This is a genomic window from Mesorhizobium sp. WSM3626 (assembly GCF_000513935.1).
GTDB lineage: Bacteria > Pseudomonadota > Alphaproteobacteria > Rhizobiales > Rhizobiaceae > Mesorhizobium > Mesorhizobium salmacidum.
In genome coordinates this window covers 20781-37276 of record NZ_AZUY01000043.1, presented here as the reverse complement: position 1 = coordinate 37276, position 16496 = coordinate 20781, and the positions used below count along the sequence as shown (strand labels likewise).

Below are 16496 nucleotides of genomic sequence, written 5' to 3'. Positions count from 1 at the left end.
ATGCCCGAAAGCGCGCAACGATCGACAATGGTACGTGCATTGCGCTCGATGCGGCCAAGGTCGATGGCGACTTGCGGTCCCGACATTTTATCCCCTGTAGACCAATCCCTGCGGGTCGATCTCCGGCTTGCGGCCGGCGACGAGGTCGGCGAGGAATTTTCCCGAGCCACAGGCCATTGTCCAGCCGACATGGCCGTGGCCGGTGTCGAGGTAAAGGTTGCGGTATTTCGCCTGGCCGATGACCGGCACCGAGTTTGGCATCATTGGCCGCAAACCTGCCCACAGCTCCGCCTTCTTCTCGTCGAAGGCACCGGGGAACAGGTCCTTGCCGGTCCTGAACATGGTGGCAAAGTCGCTGGGCTTGTGGGTGCGGTCGAAGCCGGTGAATTCGGCGGTCGAAGCCAACCGCAAGCGATTGCCGAGGCGCGAATAGGCCATCAGCTGATCCTCGTCGGCGCCGCCCATGGTCGGGCCCTTGCTCTCGTCCTCCAGCGGAATCGTCGCCGTATAACCCTTCACCGGATAGACCGGCAGGTCGATGCCGTAGCGCCGGCCGAGCAGACCACTCTCCGGCCCCATCGAGATGACCACTGCGTCGCCGACGATCGGTCCGGCCGAGGTCATCACGCCCCGCACCCGGTCGCCCTCGATATCGAGGCCCTCGACCGTCGTGCCGTAAAGAAAGGTCACGCTGAGCTTTTCGGCGGCGTAGGCGGCCAAATTTTCCACGAACTGCCGGGAATCGCCGGTCTGGTCGATCGGCGAGTAGACGCCACCGGCGATCTTTTCCTTCACCCCGGCAAGACCTGGTTCAAGCTCGACCAGCCGGTCGCGCCCGACGATCTCGATCGGCAGGCCATGCTTGGCCAGATAGCGGTAATTGTCGGTGCCGGTGTCGAGACTGTGCTGCGAGCGGAAGAAATAGAGGATGCCCTTCTTGCGCTCGTCATAGTGGATGCCGGTATCGGCTGAAATGGCATTGATGCAGTCCCGCGAATAGAGCGCGAGCCGCAGCTTCACCTTGCTGTTGGCGCGCAGGCGGGTCACCGTGCACTGGCGCAGGAAGCGCAGGCTCCAGGCGAGAAAATAGGGATCGAAGCGCAGCCGCACCTTGATGCCGAGATCATGATTGTAGAGCCCGCGCAGGAACGTCTTAAGTGCCGCCGGCGAGGCCCAGGCGGTGGCATCACCCGGAGACACCAGCCCGGCATTCGACTGGCTGGTGCCCCGCGCCGGCGCCGGATGGCGCTCGATCACGGTGACCTCGTGACCGTCGGCGGCCAGGTAATAGGCGGCCGCCGTACCGACGACGCCGGCTCCAAGCACCGTTATCCTCATGCCATCCCCCAAAGCTCTCGCGGCACGGCGCCTCCACGCTGTGTCGCGAATGCTTGCATAGCGCGTCCCCTCGCGCCTTGCGAGCCCTTGGGGCTTGTGAGCCCCTGGGAAAGCGCGCTCAGCTCCGCGCGGAGTTCTTGCCGGTCAGGATACGCTCCCAGGCCAGCGCGTCGTTGACGATCTGGTCGAGATCGTCGCGCTGCGGGGTCCAGCCGAGTTCGGACCGTGCGAGATCGGAATTCGCAACCACCGCCGCGGCATCGCCGGGACGCCGGTCGCCCATCCTGACCTCGAAATCATGGCCAAAGGCGCGGCGCACGCTGTCGATGACCTCGAGCACCGAATAGCCATGGCTATAGCCGCAATTGGCGACGAGGCTGGCGCCGCCGGCGCGCAGCCGTTGCAGCGCAAGGCGATGCGCGGCGACCAGATCGCTGACATGGATATAGTCGCGCATGCAGGTGCCATCCGGCGTCGGATAATCGGTGCCGAAGACCTGCATGAACGGGCGCTTGCCTAGCGCGGTCTCGCAGGCGACCTTGATCAGATGGGTGGCGCCCGGCGTCGACTGGCCGGTGCGGCCCTTCGGGTCGGCGCCGGCGACGTTGAAATAGCGCAGCGCCGTGTAGCGGATGTCGTGCGCGAGGCCTGCATCGCGCAGCATCCATTCGCTCATCAGCTTGGACAGGCCATAGGGCGATTCCGGCGCCAGGCGGGCATCCTCGCGCACCGGTTCCAGTCCGGCGCCGCCATAGACGGCGGCTGTCGAGGAGAAGATGAAATTCGGCACACCTTCGCGCACCGCGGTTTCGATCAGCGTGCGTGTCTTCGAGGTGTTGTTCTCATAGTAGGCGAGCGGGTCGGCGACCGATTCCGGGACGACGATGGAACCGGCGAAATGGATGATCGCGTCGACCTTGTTCTCCCGGATGATCGAGCCGACCAATTCCTTGTCGGCGACATCGCCGACGACCAGCCTTGCCTCCGGCGCCACCGCCCATTCGAAGCCGGTGGAAAGCCGGTCGAGAACGACCACGCTTTCGCCCGCATCCAGCAATTCCCAGACCATATGGCTGCCAATATAGCCTGCGCCACCTGTCACCAAAACCGTCATCCGCGTCCTCGCTTACCCTAGATTTGTCGGAAACTGTCTCAACAACCGCCTTACTGGAAAGTCTGCCGTCTGCCCATTAAAACCCGATGTAACCAGCATTCACTTGATGTGGCATCATGCGGAAACAAAAGTGAACCAAAGAGCGTTGCCACGGATTGGGAATAGGCCACGATCCGCGGTCGTTAGGAACAGGTCCGGGGCGTGGCATTTTGACCAAATCGGCCCGGTGGACGACCAAAAGGCCAATGATTATGATCCCGCCCAAAATTGGGAAGTCGAGATGAATTACCAGCGTTTCTTCGAGGAGGCGATCGACCAGCTCCATGCCGAGCGTCGCTACCGCGTCTTCGCCGACCTCGAGCGCATCGCGGGCAAGTTCCCGCGCGCCATCTGGCGTGCCAACGGCCGCGCCGAGGAAATCACCGTCTGGTGCTCCAACGACTATCTCGGCATGGGCCAACACGCGGACGTGATCGCCGCGTTCCAGAACACGGCAGGCAAGATGGGCTCCGGCGCCGGCGGCACCCGAAACATCTCCGGCACGTCCAACCCGCTGGTCGAACTCGAGCATGAGCTTGCCGACCTGCACGGCAAGGAAGCGGCTCTCGTCTTCACCTCCGGCTTTGTCTCCAACGAAGCCTCGATCTCGACCATCGCACGGCTTTTGCCCAATTGTCTGATCATCTCGGACGAGCTGAACCATGCCTCGATGATCGAAGGCGTGCGGCGCTCGGGCGCCGAGAAAAAGATCTTCCGCCACAATGACGTCGCGCATCTGGAAAGCCTTTTGCAGACGGCAGGCCGCGAACGCGCCAAGCTGATCGTCTTTGAAAGCGTCTACTCGATGGATGGCGACATCGCGCCGATCAAAGAGATCGTCGAGCTCGCCGAGCGCTACAACGCCATGACCTATATCGACGAGGTCCATGCGGTGGGCATGTACGGGCCGCGCGGCGGCGGCATCACCGAGCGCGAAGGCCTGGCCGACCGCATCGACATCATCGAAGGCACGCTCGCCAAGGCGTTCGGCACGCTGGGCGGCTACATCACCGGCACCAGCGCCGTCATCGACGCGGTGCGCTCCTATGCGCCGGGCTTCATCTTCACCACGGCGCTGCCGCCGGCGATCGCCGCCGCGGCCACAACATCGATCCGTCATCTCAAGCGCTCGCAGGCCGAGCGCGATGCCCAGCAGCAGCAGGCGAGCCGAACCAAGCAGATCCTGTCCGCCGCCGGCCTGCCGGTGATGGAGTCGCCAACCCACATCGTGCCGCTGCTGGTCGGTGATCCGGAGCTCTGCAAGATGGCCAGCGACCGCCTGCTCGGTGTTCACGGCATCTACATCCAGCCGATCAACTACCCGACCGTGCCGCGTGGCACCGAGCGGCTGCGCATCACGCCGACGCCGTTCCATTCCGACGCGCTGATCGCCGAACTGCAGGACGCGCTGGTCGAAACCTGGGATGCACTCGGCATTCCCTATGGCTCGGCCGGACGGCCTTCAGTGGCCAAGAGCGACCGCATCATCCCATTGCTGGTGCCCAAGTCGGGCGGCTGAGGCCGCCACCTGTTCAAACAGTGTTCATCCAGCTTGCCAGCCGGTTTGCCGCTTCCTCGAGCTGGTCGAGGCGGCGGTGGAAGCACAGCCGCAGGAACGCTTCGCCACCGGGGCCGAAGGCGGTGCCGGGCGCCAGGCCGACATTGGCCTTGTCGACGATTTCGAAAGCGGCTGCCCGCGAATCCGTGATGCCATCGACGGTGAAGAACAGGTAGAAGGCGCCCTGCGGCACGGTGAAGCGCGCCTTGCCGGTTTCGCCGAGAATGCCGCAGACCAGGTCGCGGGCTTTCCTCGCCCGCTCCACCTGTTCGGCGACGAAGGCATCGCCCTCGTCGAGCGCCGCGACCCCGCCGCGCTGCATGAACTGGGCGACACCCGAGTTCGAATACTGGATCAGGTTTTCGAACACCTGCTGCAGGCTTGGATGGGTCTTGATCCAGCCGACGCGCCAGCCGGTCATGGCCCAGTTCTTGGAAAAACTGTTGACGAACAGGATGCGGTCTTCCGCCTCCGCGATGTCGAGGAAGGATGGCGCGCGGCCATGACCATAGTGGAACAGCGAATAGATCTCGTCGGCGATGATCCACAGACCCCTGGCGCGGGCGAGATCGAGGATCGCCCACAGGGCCTCATGGTCGGCGGTCCAGCCGGTCGGATTGGACGGCGTGTTGATGAACAGCGCCTTCGTGCGCGGCGTGACCGCCGCCGCGATCTTCTCGACGTCGCAGGACCAGCCATTTCCGGAATGGTCGAGCGTGACCGGCACCGGCACGGCACCCGCGATCGCGGCGGCGGCGTCGAAATTCGGCCAGGCGGGCGACAGGTAGATCACTTCGTCGCCAGCTCCCGCAAGCGCATCGAGCGCCAGCTGGATGGCATGCATGCCTGAGCCGGTGACGATGAATTGCTCCTCGGGGAAGGTCTTGGCGAAATGCCTGGAATAGTAGCGGGCCAGCGCTTGCCTGAGATCGGGGATGCCCCTCTGCCAGGTGTAGAACGTCTCGCCGCCGGCCAGCGCCTTCGACGCGGCATCGGTGATGAAGGCAGGCGTCGGCAGGTCGCCCTCGCCGGCCCAGAGCGGGATCAGGCCCTCGCGCAATCTGCCGTAGTTGACGACGGCGACGATACCACTTTCAGGCGCGGCCAGGGCCTCGGGGCGCAGGGTCTGGATCAGGGTCATTGGGCAGGTCCGTTGTCTCGGGCGTTCGTAAGCGCTGCTTACCAGATACGAAAACAGAAAACCCCGGCCGCGAACGACCGGGGTTTTGGTCCAGAAGAACTCTATCCGTCTACCGCCTGGCCAGCAGATCGCGGATTTCGGTCAAAAGCTGTACATCGGCCGGCGGAGGAGCTGCCGCTGCGGCGGGCTTTTCCTTTTCCAGGCGCCTGCGCATGTTGTTCACGGCCTTGACCATGAGGAAGATGATGAAGGCGAGGATGAGGAAGTTCAGCACCACGGTGATGAAGCTGCCATAGGCAAAAACGGCGCCTTGCTTTTTGGCGTCCGCCAATGAGGTGGCGTTGACGGCCGAGGAAAGCCCAAAGAAGTAATTGTTGAAGTCCAACCCGCCGAAGATGGCTCCGACGATCGGCATGATAATGTCGTTGACCAGCGAATCGACAATCTTGCCGAAGGCAGCGCCGATGATGACGCCGACGGCCAAGTCCATCACATTGCCCTTGGAAATGAATTCCTGGAATTCTTTCAGCATTCGACCCTCCTTGTCATGGCGGGCCGCGCAGCCGTCCCGTCCCCGCGGCACCGACCCGGCGACACCATAACAAAAACCTTGGGTTGCACCATCGGCTAAAAAAGAAAACAGCCGCTTTCTCCTTACCTTGGGGCAGCCGCCGGAAATCATCGCCCGCATGCGCCGAAAGCCGCGATGGACTTGGCGCCCAAGCTGTGATTGCGTCTGACCCGGCCAGGTGAAAATCGGCACAGGGAGGATCTTGCCGGCGTGCAGGGCTTGTTCATCGTCATCATCGCGATCGCCTATGTGACGCTGCTGTTCGCCATCGCCAGCCTGGGCGACCGCCGCTCGGCCTTGTCAGGCCCCGGTCGGGCGCGGCCCTTCATCTATGCGCTCAGCCTTGCCATTTACTGCACGTCCTGGACCTTCTTCGGCTCGGTCGGCCTTTCCTCGGAACGCGGCCTCGAATTCCTCGGCATCTATACCGGCCCGGTGCTGGTGTTCGTGTTCGGCTTTCCCTTGCTCAACCGCATCGTGCGGCTTGCCAAGACCGAGAAGATCACCTCGGTCGCCGACTTCCTCGGCGCGCGTTACGGCAAGAGTTTCACCGTGGCCGCGATCGCCACGCTGATCGCCACGATCGGCGCCGTGCCCTATATCGCGCTGCAATTGAAGGCGATCTCCGGCTCGGTCAGCCTGATGGTCGAGCACTATACGGGCTCGCCACCCTCGTTCGATCCCTTCGTCAGCGACATCTCGCTGGTCGTCGCCATGCTGCTTGCCCTGTTCGCGGTCCTGTTCGGCACACGCCATGCCGACGCCACCGAACACCAGGACGGGCTGGTGCTGGCTGTGGCGGTCGAGACCGTGGTCAAGCTTGCCGCCTTCCTGGCCATCGGCCTGATGGTCATCTTCCTGATCTTCGGCGGCCCCGGCGACATGTTCGACCGGCTGGCCGAGAATGGTCAGGTGCGGCAGGCAATGGGCTATTCGACGTCGCTCGCCACCTGGCTGGTGCTGACATGTCTCAGCGGTTTCGCCATCATCCTCTTGCCGCGGCAGTTCTACGTCACCATCGTCGAGAACCGCAGCGAGGCCGAACTGCGCACCGCGACATGGGTGTTCCCGCTCTACCTGGTGGCGATCAACCTGTTCGTGCTGCCGATCGCCTTTGCCGGCCTGACGCTGGTCGGCACAAGGACGAGCAGCGATCTTTATGTGCTGTCGCTGCCGCTGTTCAGCGGCCACGATTTCCTGGCCATGGCCGCCTTCATCGGCGGCCTGTCGGCGGCAACCGCCATGGTCATCGTCGAGAGCGTGGCGCTGTCGATCATGATCTCCAACGACCTGATCATCCCGCTGTTCGTGCGCCGGCTGTTACGCACGACCACCTCCGAGAACGAGGATTGGTCGACGCTCATCCTCAATGTGCGGCGTGGAGCGATCTTCATCCTTCTGTTCATCGCCTTTCTCTACTATCGCGAGAGCACCAACAGCGCCCGGCTGTCGTCGATCGGCCTGATGTCCTTCGCGGCGATCGGGCAATTCGCGCCGGCCCTGATCGGCGGATTGATCTGGCGCGGCGCCAACGGCCGGGGCGCGGCACTCGGCATGGTCGCCGGCATCCTGGTCTGGGGCTACACCCTGCTGGTGCCGTCGCTCGTCGCGCAAGATGCCGGCATCATCGTGCATGGACTGTTCGGCTTCGAGGCGTTGCGGCCGCACGCACTGTTCGGCACCGTCGCCGAACCGCTGAACCACGGCGTGCTGTGGAGCCTGTCGGTCAATGCGCTGTTCTTCGTCTTCGGGTCGCTGTCGCGCGCGTCGGTGCCGCTGGAGCGCATCCAGGCATCGATCTTCGTGCCGCGCGAGGCCGGCCCGATGCCGAGCCTGCGCCGCTTCCGTACCGCCATCACCGTCAACGACCTCAAGGATACGATCGCACGTTATCTCGGTGTCGAACGCACCGAGCGGTCCTTTCAATCCTTCGAGAAGAGCAACGGCACCTCGCTGCATGGCAACGAGCAGGCCAGCATGGACGTCATCCGCTTTTCCGAGCAGCTGTTGGCAAGCGCCGTCGGCTCTTCCTCGGCGCGTCTGATCCTGTCGCTGCTGTTTCGCCGCCACGACCGAGAATCCCGCGACGCCTTCCGCCTGCTCGACGACGCCACGGAAGCGCTGCAGCACAACCGCGACCTGCTGCAGATCGCGCTCGACCAGATGGAGCAAGGCATCACCGTCTTCGACCGCGATTTCCGGCTGATCTGCTGGAACCGCCAGTACCGGGCGCTGTTCGACCTGCCCGACGAGATGGGCCAGGTCGGCGTTTCGCTCGACCAGATCCTTCGCCATCTGGCCGAGCGCGGCGACATTCCCGCCGACCAGCGCGTGACGATGCTCAACCGGCTGACCAGCTTCGTCAGCCCGTGGCAGATGGAGTTGAAGACCAGCGGCCGCATCGTGGAACTGCGCTCCAATCCGATGCCCGACGGCGGCATTGTCGCCACCTATGCCGACATCTCGGGGCGCGTCGAGCAGGACCTGGCGTTGAAGCGCGCCAATGAATCGCTGGAGCAGCGCGTCAAGACCCGCACCGTCGAACTGACCAGGGTCAACGAGGAATTGACCCGGGTCAACGAGGAACTGGCACAGGCACAGATGCTCGCAGAGGAGGCCAATCTCGGGAAGACACGCTTCCTTGCCGCCGCCGGTCACGACATCCTGCAACCCTTGAATGCCGCCCGGCTCTACTGTTCCTCGCTGATCGAGAAGGCCGGCAAGGGTCCAGCAGGCAAGGCGGCCATCAACATCGAATCCTCGCTGGAATCGGTCGAGACCATTCTCGGCGCCGTGCTCGACATTTCGCGCCTCGATGCCGGCGCCATGAAACCTGACGACACCGCCTTCACCCTTGATGGCTTGCTGCGCCAGATCGGAAATGATTTTCGGCCATTGGCCGCGGAGAAAAAGCTTGGCCTGACGATCATGCCGTCGTCGCTGACGGTGATGACAGACCGTAACCTGTTGCGCCGCCTGATCCAGAATCTTGTCTCCAACGCCATCAAATACACCCGCCAGGGCCGCATCCTTGTCGGTGTGCGGCGCCGTGGCGATCTGGCCGAGATCCAGGTGATCGATACCGGTATCGGCATCGCAGGTGACAAGCTCAACACTGTTTTCCACGAGTTCACCCGGCTGGACGAAGGCGCACGCGAAGCCGAAGGTCTTGGTCTCGGCCTCTCCATCGTCGACCGCATCGCCAGGGTGTTGCGGCTCGAGATCCGCATCTTCTCCAACCCCGGCAAGGGCACGCGCTTTTCCGTCATCCTGCCGGTGGCGGCCGCGCAGGAGCCGCGACGCGAGGTCGAGACCAGGGCGCCGGCCCGCGCGGCGGCTTCGCTGTCCGGGCTGCATGTGCTGTGCATCGACAATGACATCCGTATCCTCGAAGGCATGCGGCTGCTGCTCGAAGGCTGGGGCTGCAATGTCGCCACGGTGACCGGCTCGGGGGATCTCGACAGGGTCGCGGTCCAACGTCCCGACATCGTGCTTGCCGACTACCATCTCGACCGCGAAACCGGTCTCGACATTATCGTCCGGCTGCGGGCGACGCATGGTGACGACCTGCCGGCCGTGCTGGTCACGGCCGACCGCTCCAACGAGGTGCGAGCAGCCGCGGCAGGCCTCGACATCCCGATGATCAACAAGCCGCTGAAGCCGGCGGTCCTGCGTTCGATGATGGCCAGGTTCAGGCCGATGGTACGGGCGGCGGAGTGACGTCGATGCGCCTGGATCAGGCCTGGTGCCCCAGGCTTTTGAGATAGGCGCAGAACATGTCGGCGAGTGCGTCGGAATAGGCTTCGATTTCCGCCGATGTTCGCGGCTTTTCCGAAAACTCCGCCCCCACCGAGCTCAGCGTCGTTCGGATCAGGTCGCCGGCCATGACGCACACGGCATCGGGCGCATCGGGCAGCGTCTCGCGCATGAATGACTGGACGGCGCGATTGGCCACGGCCCTCGATTCGTCGGCCTCAGGCGCGTCCCGGTAGAGCGGAGCGGCATCGTTCAGGGCCCCGCGCACCGCCGCCTCCTCGCATTCCGAACGGATGAAGGCGTGCACCAGGGTGCGCGTCCGCTCAAGCGGCGGACTTTCGGCGTTCTCCAGGATGCCGCACAAGAGCTCCGTCGTCTGCCGCCATTCATCGCTCTGCAGCCGGAACAGCAGAGCCGTCTTGTTGGGGAAGTACTGGTAGAGCGAGCCGACGCTGACGCCGGCCTTTTCCGCCACGCGCGTGGTGGTGAAACGCCGTGCGCCTTCACTCGCCAGAACCTGAACAGCAGCCTCTAAAATCGCCGCGACGAGTTCCGTGGCGCGCGCCTGCTTAGGCTGTTTTCGGGTGGAAATTGAAGGGGTTGGGCGTTGGATCATGGAGGCACCCGGGAATGCGAATTGGAAACCTGAAGGACTATTCGTATTTTTCGAGACAACACAACGACGCATTCATTCCCGACTGGAGAACTGCCATGACCACGCTCACCCGAACCCCGCTGGCTCCCCTGCTCGCGCGCCTGTTCAAGGAAGCCAAAGTCGCGACAAGCCCGGCCATGGCGCGATATTCGCATGAAGAACGGGCCCGCCTGCTCAACAGCAAGACCGAATATCGCGAGTTCTATGGCAGCATGAAGGATCTCTGGCTCGCGGTTTCGCCGGAAACCGGCACATTGCTCTACATGCTGGCGCGCAGCACGGGCGCGCGCATCATCGTCGAATTCGGCACCTCGTTCGGCATCTCGACGCTCTACCTCGCCGCCGCGCTGCGGGACAATGGCGGCGCCGTCTGATCACGACCGAGTTCGAGAGTGCCAAGGTGATGCGGGCCAAGGCCAATCTCAGGGAAGGCGGCCTCATCGACCTGGTCGAAATCCGCGAGGGTGACGCGCTGGAGACGCTGAGCGCCGACTTGCCCGAGACGATCGACCTGCTGCTGCTCGACGGCGCCAAGGCGCTCTATCCGGAGATTCTTGGTTTGATCGAGAGCCGGTTGAGGCCCGGTGCTTTGGTCATTGCCGACAACGCCGATTTCGCCCCAGACTATCTCGAGCGCGTGCGCTCGCCGGCGGGTGGCTACATGTCGACGCCGTTTGGCGACGAGGTGGAGTTGTCGATGCGGCTCGGCTGAACACTCCGGCATAGACGACGATCAGATCAGCATGCTGCTCCTCGAGCGGCCGTAGGCGTTAACGTCAGACAACGCGCAATCCGGCCCTTCCGGGCCTCCGACGCGTAGGTGACATCATCATGACCACAATTCGCTCCTGGCGCGGGCTGCCGCGCCCGGCGACGCTTGGACTTTTCCTGTTCTTCTGCGCCGGTTTCGCCGACGGCGCGCTGGTGCCTTTCTTTCCACTCTGGGCAAGCAGCGAAGCCGGCATCCCTGTCGGCGCGATCGGCCTGCTGTTCGGCTGCTATGCCGGCGGCGAGTTGCTGGCGGCGCCGCTCATCGGCGGCATCGCCGACCGCATCGGCCGGCGGCCGGTGCTGATTGCCTCGTCGCTCGGCGTCGGTACCGGCTTTCTGGCCCTGTTCTTCGTACACGGCGTCGTCGCCACCGCACTCGTGCTGCTTTTGACCGGCATCTGCGAATCGGTGCTTCACCCGACAATACTGACCGCGATCGCCGATGTGACAGAGCCGTCCGCGCATCCGTGCTGGTTCAGCATGGCACGGGTGAGTTCGAGCGCGGGACAGATACTCGGGCCGGCCTGTGGTGCCTTGCTTGCGCTTATGTCACTGCGCAGCGTGTTTCTCGCCGGCGGCACGATGCTTGTGCTGGGCGGGATCGTGATGCTGCTCGCCCTGGACGAGACGATCAGCGCCGGCCGCGCTACCGGCGACGACGATGAAGAGTACGAAGAGGAAGAAGGCTTGTCCGCGCTGTTGCCGGCATTCCGCGATGGCCGGTTGGCGAAGCTCCTGCTCTGGGTCGTCCTGTTTGAGGTCGCCGGCAACTGGATCGAGGCTGTTATCCCGCTCTATGCGCATGACGCCGGCACGCTGACACCATCCGGCGTCGGCGCGCTGTTCGCCTACGCGGCTGCGTTGACGGTCGGCCTGCAGATGCTGGTAAGCCGTATGGTCGAGGCACGGTCCGCCTTGTGGCTGACGGTCGGTGCCGGCCTGGCAACAATACTCGCCTTCGCCCTGCTGGCCGCCTCGCCTGCAATGTTGGCGCTGATCGGCGCGGTCAGCCTGTGCTCGATCGCCCAGATGCTGGTCGGCCCGCTGGTGCCGACCGCCGTCAATGCGCTGGCGCCTCAGGCACGACGGGCTTCCTACATGGCGGCCTCGTCGGTGGCGGTCGACCTCAAGGATTCGCTCGGCCCTTCCATTGGCACGGCGCTTTACGCACTGGCGCCGCGCCTGCCCTGGATCGCCGGCATTCCGCTGGTGGCGATCGCCTCGCTCGGTCTTGGCGCCGCGATCGGCCGCGCACGGCGGCCTTCAAACGAATCGAAATCGAACCCGAGCGCCAGGCCGGAAGCGGTCAATCCACCGGAGTTGCCGGTGCCATGGTCGCCAAATCCGGCAACCGAATAGTCGCGACCCGCTGCAGCCGGCACTCAGCCCGCCGGTTGCAGCGGGTCGCTGCCGATCTTGGACAGCAGGATCACCGCCTGGGTGCGGCTGTCGACGCCGAGTTTTTGCAATATGGCCGAGACATGCGCCTTGATCGTCGCCTCGGAAACGCCGAGCTCATAAGCGATCTGCTTGTTGAGCAGGCCTTCGGCCAGCATGCCGAGCACGCGGGTCTGCTGCGGGGTCAACGCCTGCAGCCGTTTGATCAGGTCCGATATTTCGGGATCGCGTTCGACACCGAGATCGACGCCGACAGGTGCCGCGATATCGCCGGCAAGCACCGACTGCACGGCGCCGCGGATTTCCTCCATGCTGGCCGACTTGGAGATGAAACCGGAGGCGCCGAGATCGAGGGCGCGCCGGATGGTCGCTGGATCGTCATGCGCCGACACCACGACCAGCGGCACCGCCGGATGGATGCCGCGCAGGGAGATCAGGCCGGAGAGGCCGCTGGCGCCAGGCATCGACAGGTCCAGCAGCACGAGATCGACATCTTCATTGGCAACGACCAGCGCCTTGGCGCTTTCGAAATCGCCCGCCTCATGAATGGCGGTGACATTGCCGATGCCGGCAAGCGCCTCGCGCAGGGCGCCGCGAAACAGCGGGTGGTCGTCGGCGATGACGAAAGTATAGCCTGACGGCAAGATGTCCCTCCCCGAATCCCCGATTTACTGCTTTTTGCGGGATCAGTCGGACGATTATGAGGGGCCGCGCGCTGTTTTCAAGCGGCAAAGCCAGCGCGCCGCGTTTTCCCTCGTCACTCGCGCTCAGGTCTTCTGCGAGTTGAGCTGGGCGCCGCCGCCGCTATCCTTGTCCATATCCTTGACGATGCCCATAAAGCTCTTCAGGAAGCGCTCCATATAGCTCATCGTCGTGTTGAAATCCTCCTCGCTCGGCAGTTTCGATTCGAGGCGGGCGGAGAGCGAATTCTCCAGCCTGGTGACGCGCTCGTCCATCGCCTTCATCGAGGTCTGCAGGCGATCGACCTCGTCCTGGTAAGCGGCGCGTTCATCGGCCGCCATCTTGCAGACGAGCTGGCCCGAATGCTCCTCGCAGATCGACATCGCGCCGGTCTGCGTATCCATGCGGACATAGCCGTTATCAGACTTTTCCAGCCGGTAGCGGTCGGCTTCTTCCGAATAAGCTGAGGCCGCGACCAGTGAAACGAGCGCGGCGGGGATCAAGATGTGCTGCAGACGCATGTTGTCCTCCATGGCCAAAGCCTGAAATATCGCATGTTTGCGCCGGAAATGGGGAAGACCCTTGGCGTGGCCTTCCCCGCGCGACTGGTTCGGATTATAGCGCAACCATGTCACAGATTATCTACAAGATAACTCCGCAAGCGCCTTGGCGCGAGGCCGAAGCCAATGGCCGCTTCACCGGAGCGCCAATCGACGTCGCCGACGGCTTCATCCATTTTTCGACGGCAGCGCAGGTTGCGGAAACCGCGGCAAAGCATTTTTCCGGCCAGACCGACCTTCTGCTGGTCGCCATCGACGGGATCGGCCTGGGCGATGCGCTGAAATACGAAGTCTCGCGCGGCGGCGCGCTGTTTCCGCATCTCTACGGCGTGCTCGACCTGAAAGCCGTGCTGTGGGTCAAGCCGCTGCCGCTCGGTGCCGACGGTACTCACCAATTCCCGCCCCTGGAGGGGCAATGAGCGTGCTCGACCGGATCGGCCAGAAGCTGCTGTTCACCTTTGATCCGGAAACCGCGCACGGCCTGTCGATCGCGGCGTTGCGCTGCGGCCTGCCGGTTGGCGCGCGGACGGTACGCGATACAAGGCTGAAGATCAGCCTTTGCGGTCTCGATTTCCCGAACCCACTTGGCATGGCGGCTGGCTACGATAAGAACGCCGAAGTACCCGATGCGCTGCTTGGCCTCGGTTTCGGCTTCGCCGAGGTCGGTACCATCACGCCCCTGCCGCAATCCGGCAACCCGAAGCCACGCATCTTCCGGCTGACATCGGATGAAGCCGTCATCAACCGGCTGGGCTTCAACAATGAAGGCCACGCGGCGGCCGAAAAAAGCCTTGCCGCGCGCAAGGGGCGCGGCGGCATCGTCGGCGTCAACATCGGCGCGAACAAGGACAGCGCCGACCGCGCCGGCGATTATGAACGCGGCGTCGCCCGCTTCGCGCCCCACGCCAGCTATCTCACCGTCAACATTTCCTCACCCAACACGCCTGGCCTGCGCACCATGCAGGCGCGCGAGCAACTCGGCGAGCTCCTGTCGCGCGTCATGGCCGCGCGTGCTGCGGCAATCGCGCAGCCGCCGATCTTTCTCAAGATCGCCCCAGACCTGGTCGAGGCCGAGTTGGAGGATATCGCCGCCGAAGTCATGGAAAAGCGGATCGACGGCGTCATCGTCTCCAACACCACCATTTCACGACCGGGTCTGCGAAGCGGTGACGTCGCGCGGGAGACAGGCGGGCTTTCGGGAAAACCACTGTTCGAGCGCTCGACCATCGTGCTGGCCAAGATGCGCAAGCTGCTCGGACCCGAAATGGCCATCATCGGTGTCGGCGGTGTCGATTCAGCGGAGACGGCGCTGGAAAAGATCCGCGCCGGCGCGGATCTGGTGCAGCTCTACACCGGCATGATCTATGCCGGGCCGGCGCTGCCGGGACGGATCGTCGCGGGGATGGCCCGTTTTGCCGAGACAGAGAAACTCAGCTCGATGCGCGAGCTGCGCGACAGCCATCTCGACCGATGGGCGTCGGAGCCGCTCAGCTGAATGCGGTTTGCACCCTGACCCGCAAGATCGTCAGCAGGCTCAATCCCCGCACCAGCAAGAAGACGTGCAAGGCCGCCCACAGGCCGTGATTGCCGAAGGCGGGCGCCAGCGTGATCAGCGCAGCGGCAAAGACGAGGAATGACAGGAGCATCATGTTGCGCATGTCGCGCGACCATGTCGCGCCGATGAAGACCCCGTCCATCTGGAAGGCAAGGACGCCGCTCAGCGCGGTGAACGCCGCCCAGGGCAGGTAGGTATCGGCTACGGCGCGGACATCCTGCGACGTCGTCACGACGGCGACCAGGTTGGTGCCGGCCATGAGCAGCACCAGCGTCGCGGCACCGGCCAGACCAAGGCCCCAGAGCAGGGTCAGCCGCACCGCCTGCCTGAAGGGCTGCTCGGCACGCGCGCCGACGGCGCGGCCGGCGAGTTGCTCGGCGGCGGTGGCGAAACCGTCGAGGAAATAGCCGGCGACGAGGAAGAAATTCATCAGCACCGCATTGGCGGCGAGCGTCACCGTTCCGAACTGCGCGCCTTGGCGGGTGAACAGCGCGAAAGCGGCAAGCAGCGAGAACGAACGGATCATGATGTCGCGGTTGAGCGACAGCATGCGCAGGAAGGCGCTCATGTCGAGCAGGCGGTGGCGAGGCAAGGGCGGGCTGGATCGGAACCGGCGCACCACGATCGCGAGGCCAAGCAGCATGGCGAGGAACTCGCCGGTGACGGTTGCCCAGGCGACGCCGGAAACGCCCCAGCCAAGTTCAAGGCCGAGCAGGAAGCAGAGCGCGATGTTGATGCCATTGAGCACCAGTTGCAGGACAAGCCCGAGCCCGCCCTCGCCACGCCCCAGAACATAGCCAAGGATGGCGTAGTTGATCAGCGAGAACGGGGCGGCGAGCAGCCTGATCCTGATATAAACGGCCATCGCCTCGCTGACGCGTGGTCCGGCATCCATGAACCACTGGCCGCCGATGGCGATGAGCGGCGAAAGCGCCGCCAGCACGACGCCGGCAACGACGGCGATCAGCACGGCGCGCCAGAACACCGCCTGTTCCTCGAGGGCGTCTCCACGCCCGAAAGCCTGGGCGACGAGGCCGGTCGTGCCCGAACGCAGAAAATTGAAGGTGGTGAAAACGACATCGAAAGCCAGCGCACCGGCCGCCAGACCGCCAAGCAAGGCGGCATCGCCGAACTGGCCGACAACAGCCGTGTCGACCAGGCCGAGCAGCGGCGTCGTCAGATAGGCGAGCGTCATCGGCACGGCGATGGCAAGCACCGAGCGGTTGGTGACGGAAAAGGCTCTGGCGTCGGTTAGGACTACACCCTTGTCCAAAGGATTCCTGCCTTGCTGATTGCGGCTTGATCGGAGAGCCGATGTGCCCCATTTTCCGTCCACCGCGCAATCATTCTTCCTGCGAC

General features: G+C 64.1%; 13 protein-coding genes and 1 pseudogene. 6 read left to right on the top strand and 8 right to left on the bottom strand.

Features of this window, described 5'->3' with window-relative positions; translation table 11 throughout:
• Positions 1–87: 87 nt before the first annotated feature.
• On the bottom strand, positions 88–1338 hold the full coding sequence (locus M653_RS0124395) for a D-amino acid dehydrogenase (protein WP_027145687.1): 1251 nt from the start codon (positions 1336–1338) through the stop codon (positions 88–90).
• 118 nt (positions 1339–1456) lie between these two features.
• Positions 1457–2452: a UDP-glucose 4-epimerase GalE gene (galE, locus tag M653_RS0124390; protein ID WP_027145686.1), complete on the bottom strand. Its 996-nt coding sequence runs from the start codon at positions 2450–2452 to the stop codon at positions 1457–1459.
• A gap of 280 nt (positions 2453–2732) precedes the next feature.
• On the opposite strand from galE, the gene hemA reads away from it, so the two are divergent.
• Positions 2733–4010 (top strand): 5-aminolevulinate synthase, encoded by a 1278-nt coding sequence (hemA, locus tag M653_RS0124385; RefSeq protein ID WP_027145685.1) that lies wholly within the window; start codon positions 2733–2735, stop codon positions 4008–4010.
• 13 nt (positions 4011–4023) lie between these two features.
• Here hemA and M653_RS0124380 read toward each other — a convergent pair whose 3' ends face one another.
• Both M653_RS0124380 and mscL read right to left on the bottom strand, forming a co-directional pair.
• A complete protein-coding gene (locus M653_RS0124380; RefSeq protein ID WP_027145684.1) occupies positions 4024–5190 on the bottom strand; it encodes a pyridoxal phosphate-dependent aminotransferase in 1167 nt (388 codons plus the stop codon).
• A 109-nt stretch (positions 5191–5299) separates the two neighbouring features.
• Complete coding sequence (gene mscL, locus M653_RS0124375; RefSeq protein WP_027145683.1) at positions 5300–5722, bottom strand: large conductance mechanosensitive channel protein MscL; 423 nt, start codon at positions 5720–5722, stop codon at positions 5300–5302.
• A gap of 249 nt (positions 5723–5971) precedes the next feature.
• Between mscL and M653_RS0124370 the strand changes: the two genes are divergently transcribed.
• Entirely contained in the window at positions 5972–9481 is a 3510-nt protein-coding gene (locus M653_RS0124370) for a PAS domain-containing hybrid sensor histidine kinase/response regulator (protein ID WP_027145682.1), read from the top strand.
• 16 nt (positions 9482–9497) lie between these two features.
• Here the strand turns inward: M653_RS0124370 and M653_RS0124365 are convergent, their stop codons facing one another.
• Positions 9498–10133 carry a TetR family transcriptional regulator gene (locus M653_RS0124365; protein WP_027145681.1) on the bottom strand — a complete coding sequence of 212 codons (636 nt, stop codon included), beginning with the start codon at positions 10131–10133 and terminating at the stop codon, positions 9498–9500.
• A 95-nt stretch (positions 10134–10228) separates the two neighbouring features.
• Here M653_RS0124365 and M653_RS1000000134670 point away from each other — a divergent pair.
• Both M653_RS1000000134670 and M653_RS01000000133360 read left to right on the top strand, forming a co-directional pair.
• Positions 10229–10884: pseudogene (locus M653_RS1000000134670) on the top strand (O-methyltransferase).
• Positions 10885–11003: 119 nt separating this feature from the next.
• Positions 11004–12302 (top strand): MFS transporter, encoded by a 1299-nt coding sequence (locus M653_RS01000000133360; RefSeq protein ID WP_245262302.1) that lies wholly within the window; start codon positions 11004–11006, stop codon positions 12300–12302.
• Positions 12303–12325: 23 nt separating this feature from the next.
• On the opposite strand, the gene M653_RS0124350 is transcribed toward M653_RS01000000133360, so the two are convergent.
• Together M653_RS0124350 and M653_RS0124345 are read right to left on the bottom strand one after the other, a co-directional pair.
• Complete coding sequence (locus M653_RS0124350; protein WP_027145680.1) at positions 12326–12985, bottom strand: response regulator transcription factor; 660 nt, start codon at positions 12983–12985, stop codon at positions 12326–12328.
• Positions 12986–13108: 123 nt separating this feature from the next.
• Entirely contained in the window at positions 13109–13543 is a 435-nt protein-coding gene (locus M653_RS0124345; protein WP_027145679.1) for a hypothetical protein, read from the bottom strand.
• Between the two features lie 107 nt (positions 13544–13650).
• On the opposite strand from M653_RS0124345, the gene M653_RS0124340 reads away from it, so the two are divergent.
• Together M653_RS0124340 and M653_RS0124335 are read left to right on the top strand one after the other, a co-directional pair.
• Positions 13651–14001 (top strand): DUF952 domain-containing protein, encoded by a 351-nt coding sequence (locus M653_RS0124340; RefSeq protein ID WP_027145678.1) that lies wholly within the window; start codon positions 13651–13653, stop codon positions 13999–14001.
• Positions 13998–15077 (top strand): quinone-dependent dihydroorotate dehydrogenase, encoded by a 1080-nt coding sequence (locus tag M653_RS0124335; protein ID WP_027145677.1) that lies wholly within the window; start codon positions 13998–14000, stop codon positions 15075–15077. The genes M653_RS0124340 and M653_RS0124335 overlap by 4 nt, the downstream gene beginning before the upstream one ends.
• On the opposite strand, the gene M653_RS0124330 is transcribed toward M653_RS0124335, so the two are convergent.
• A complete protein-coding gene (locus M653_RS0124330) occupies positions 15070–16410 on the bottom strand; it encodes an MATE family efflux transporter (protein WP_027145676.1) in 1341 nt (446 codons plus the stop codon). The genes M653_RS0124335 and M653_RS0124330 overlap by 8 nt on opposite strands.
• Between the last annotated feature and the right edge of the window lie 86 nt (positions 16411–16496).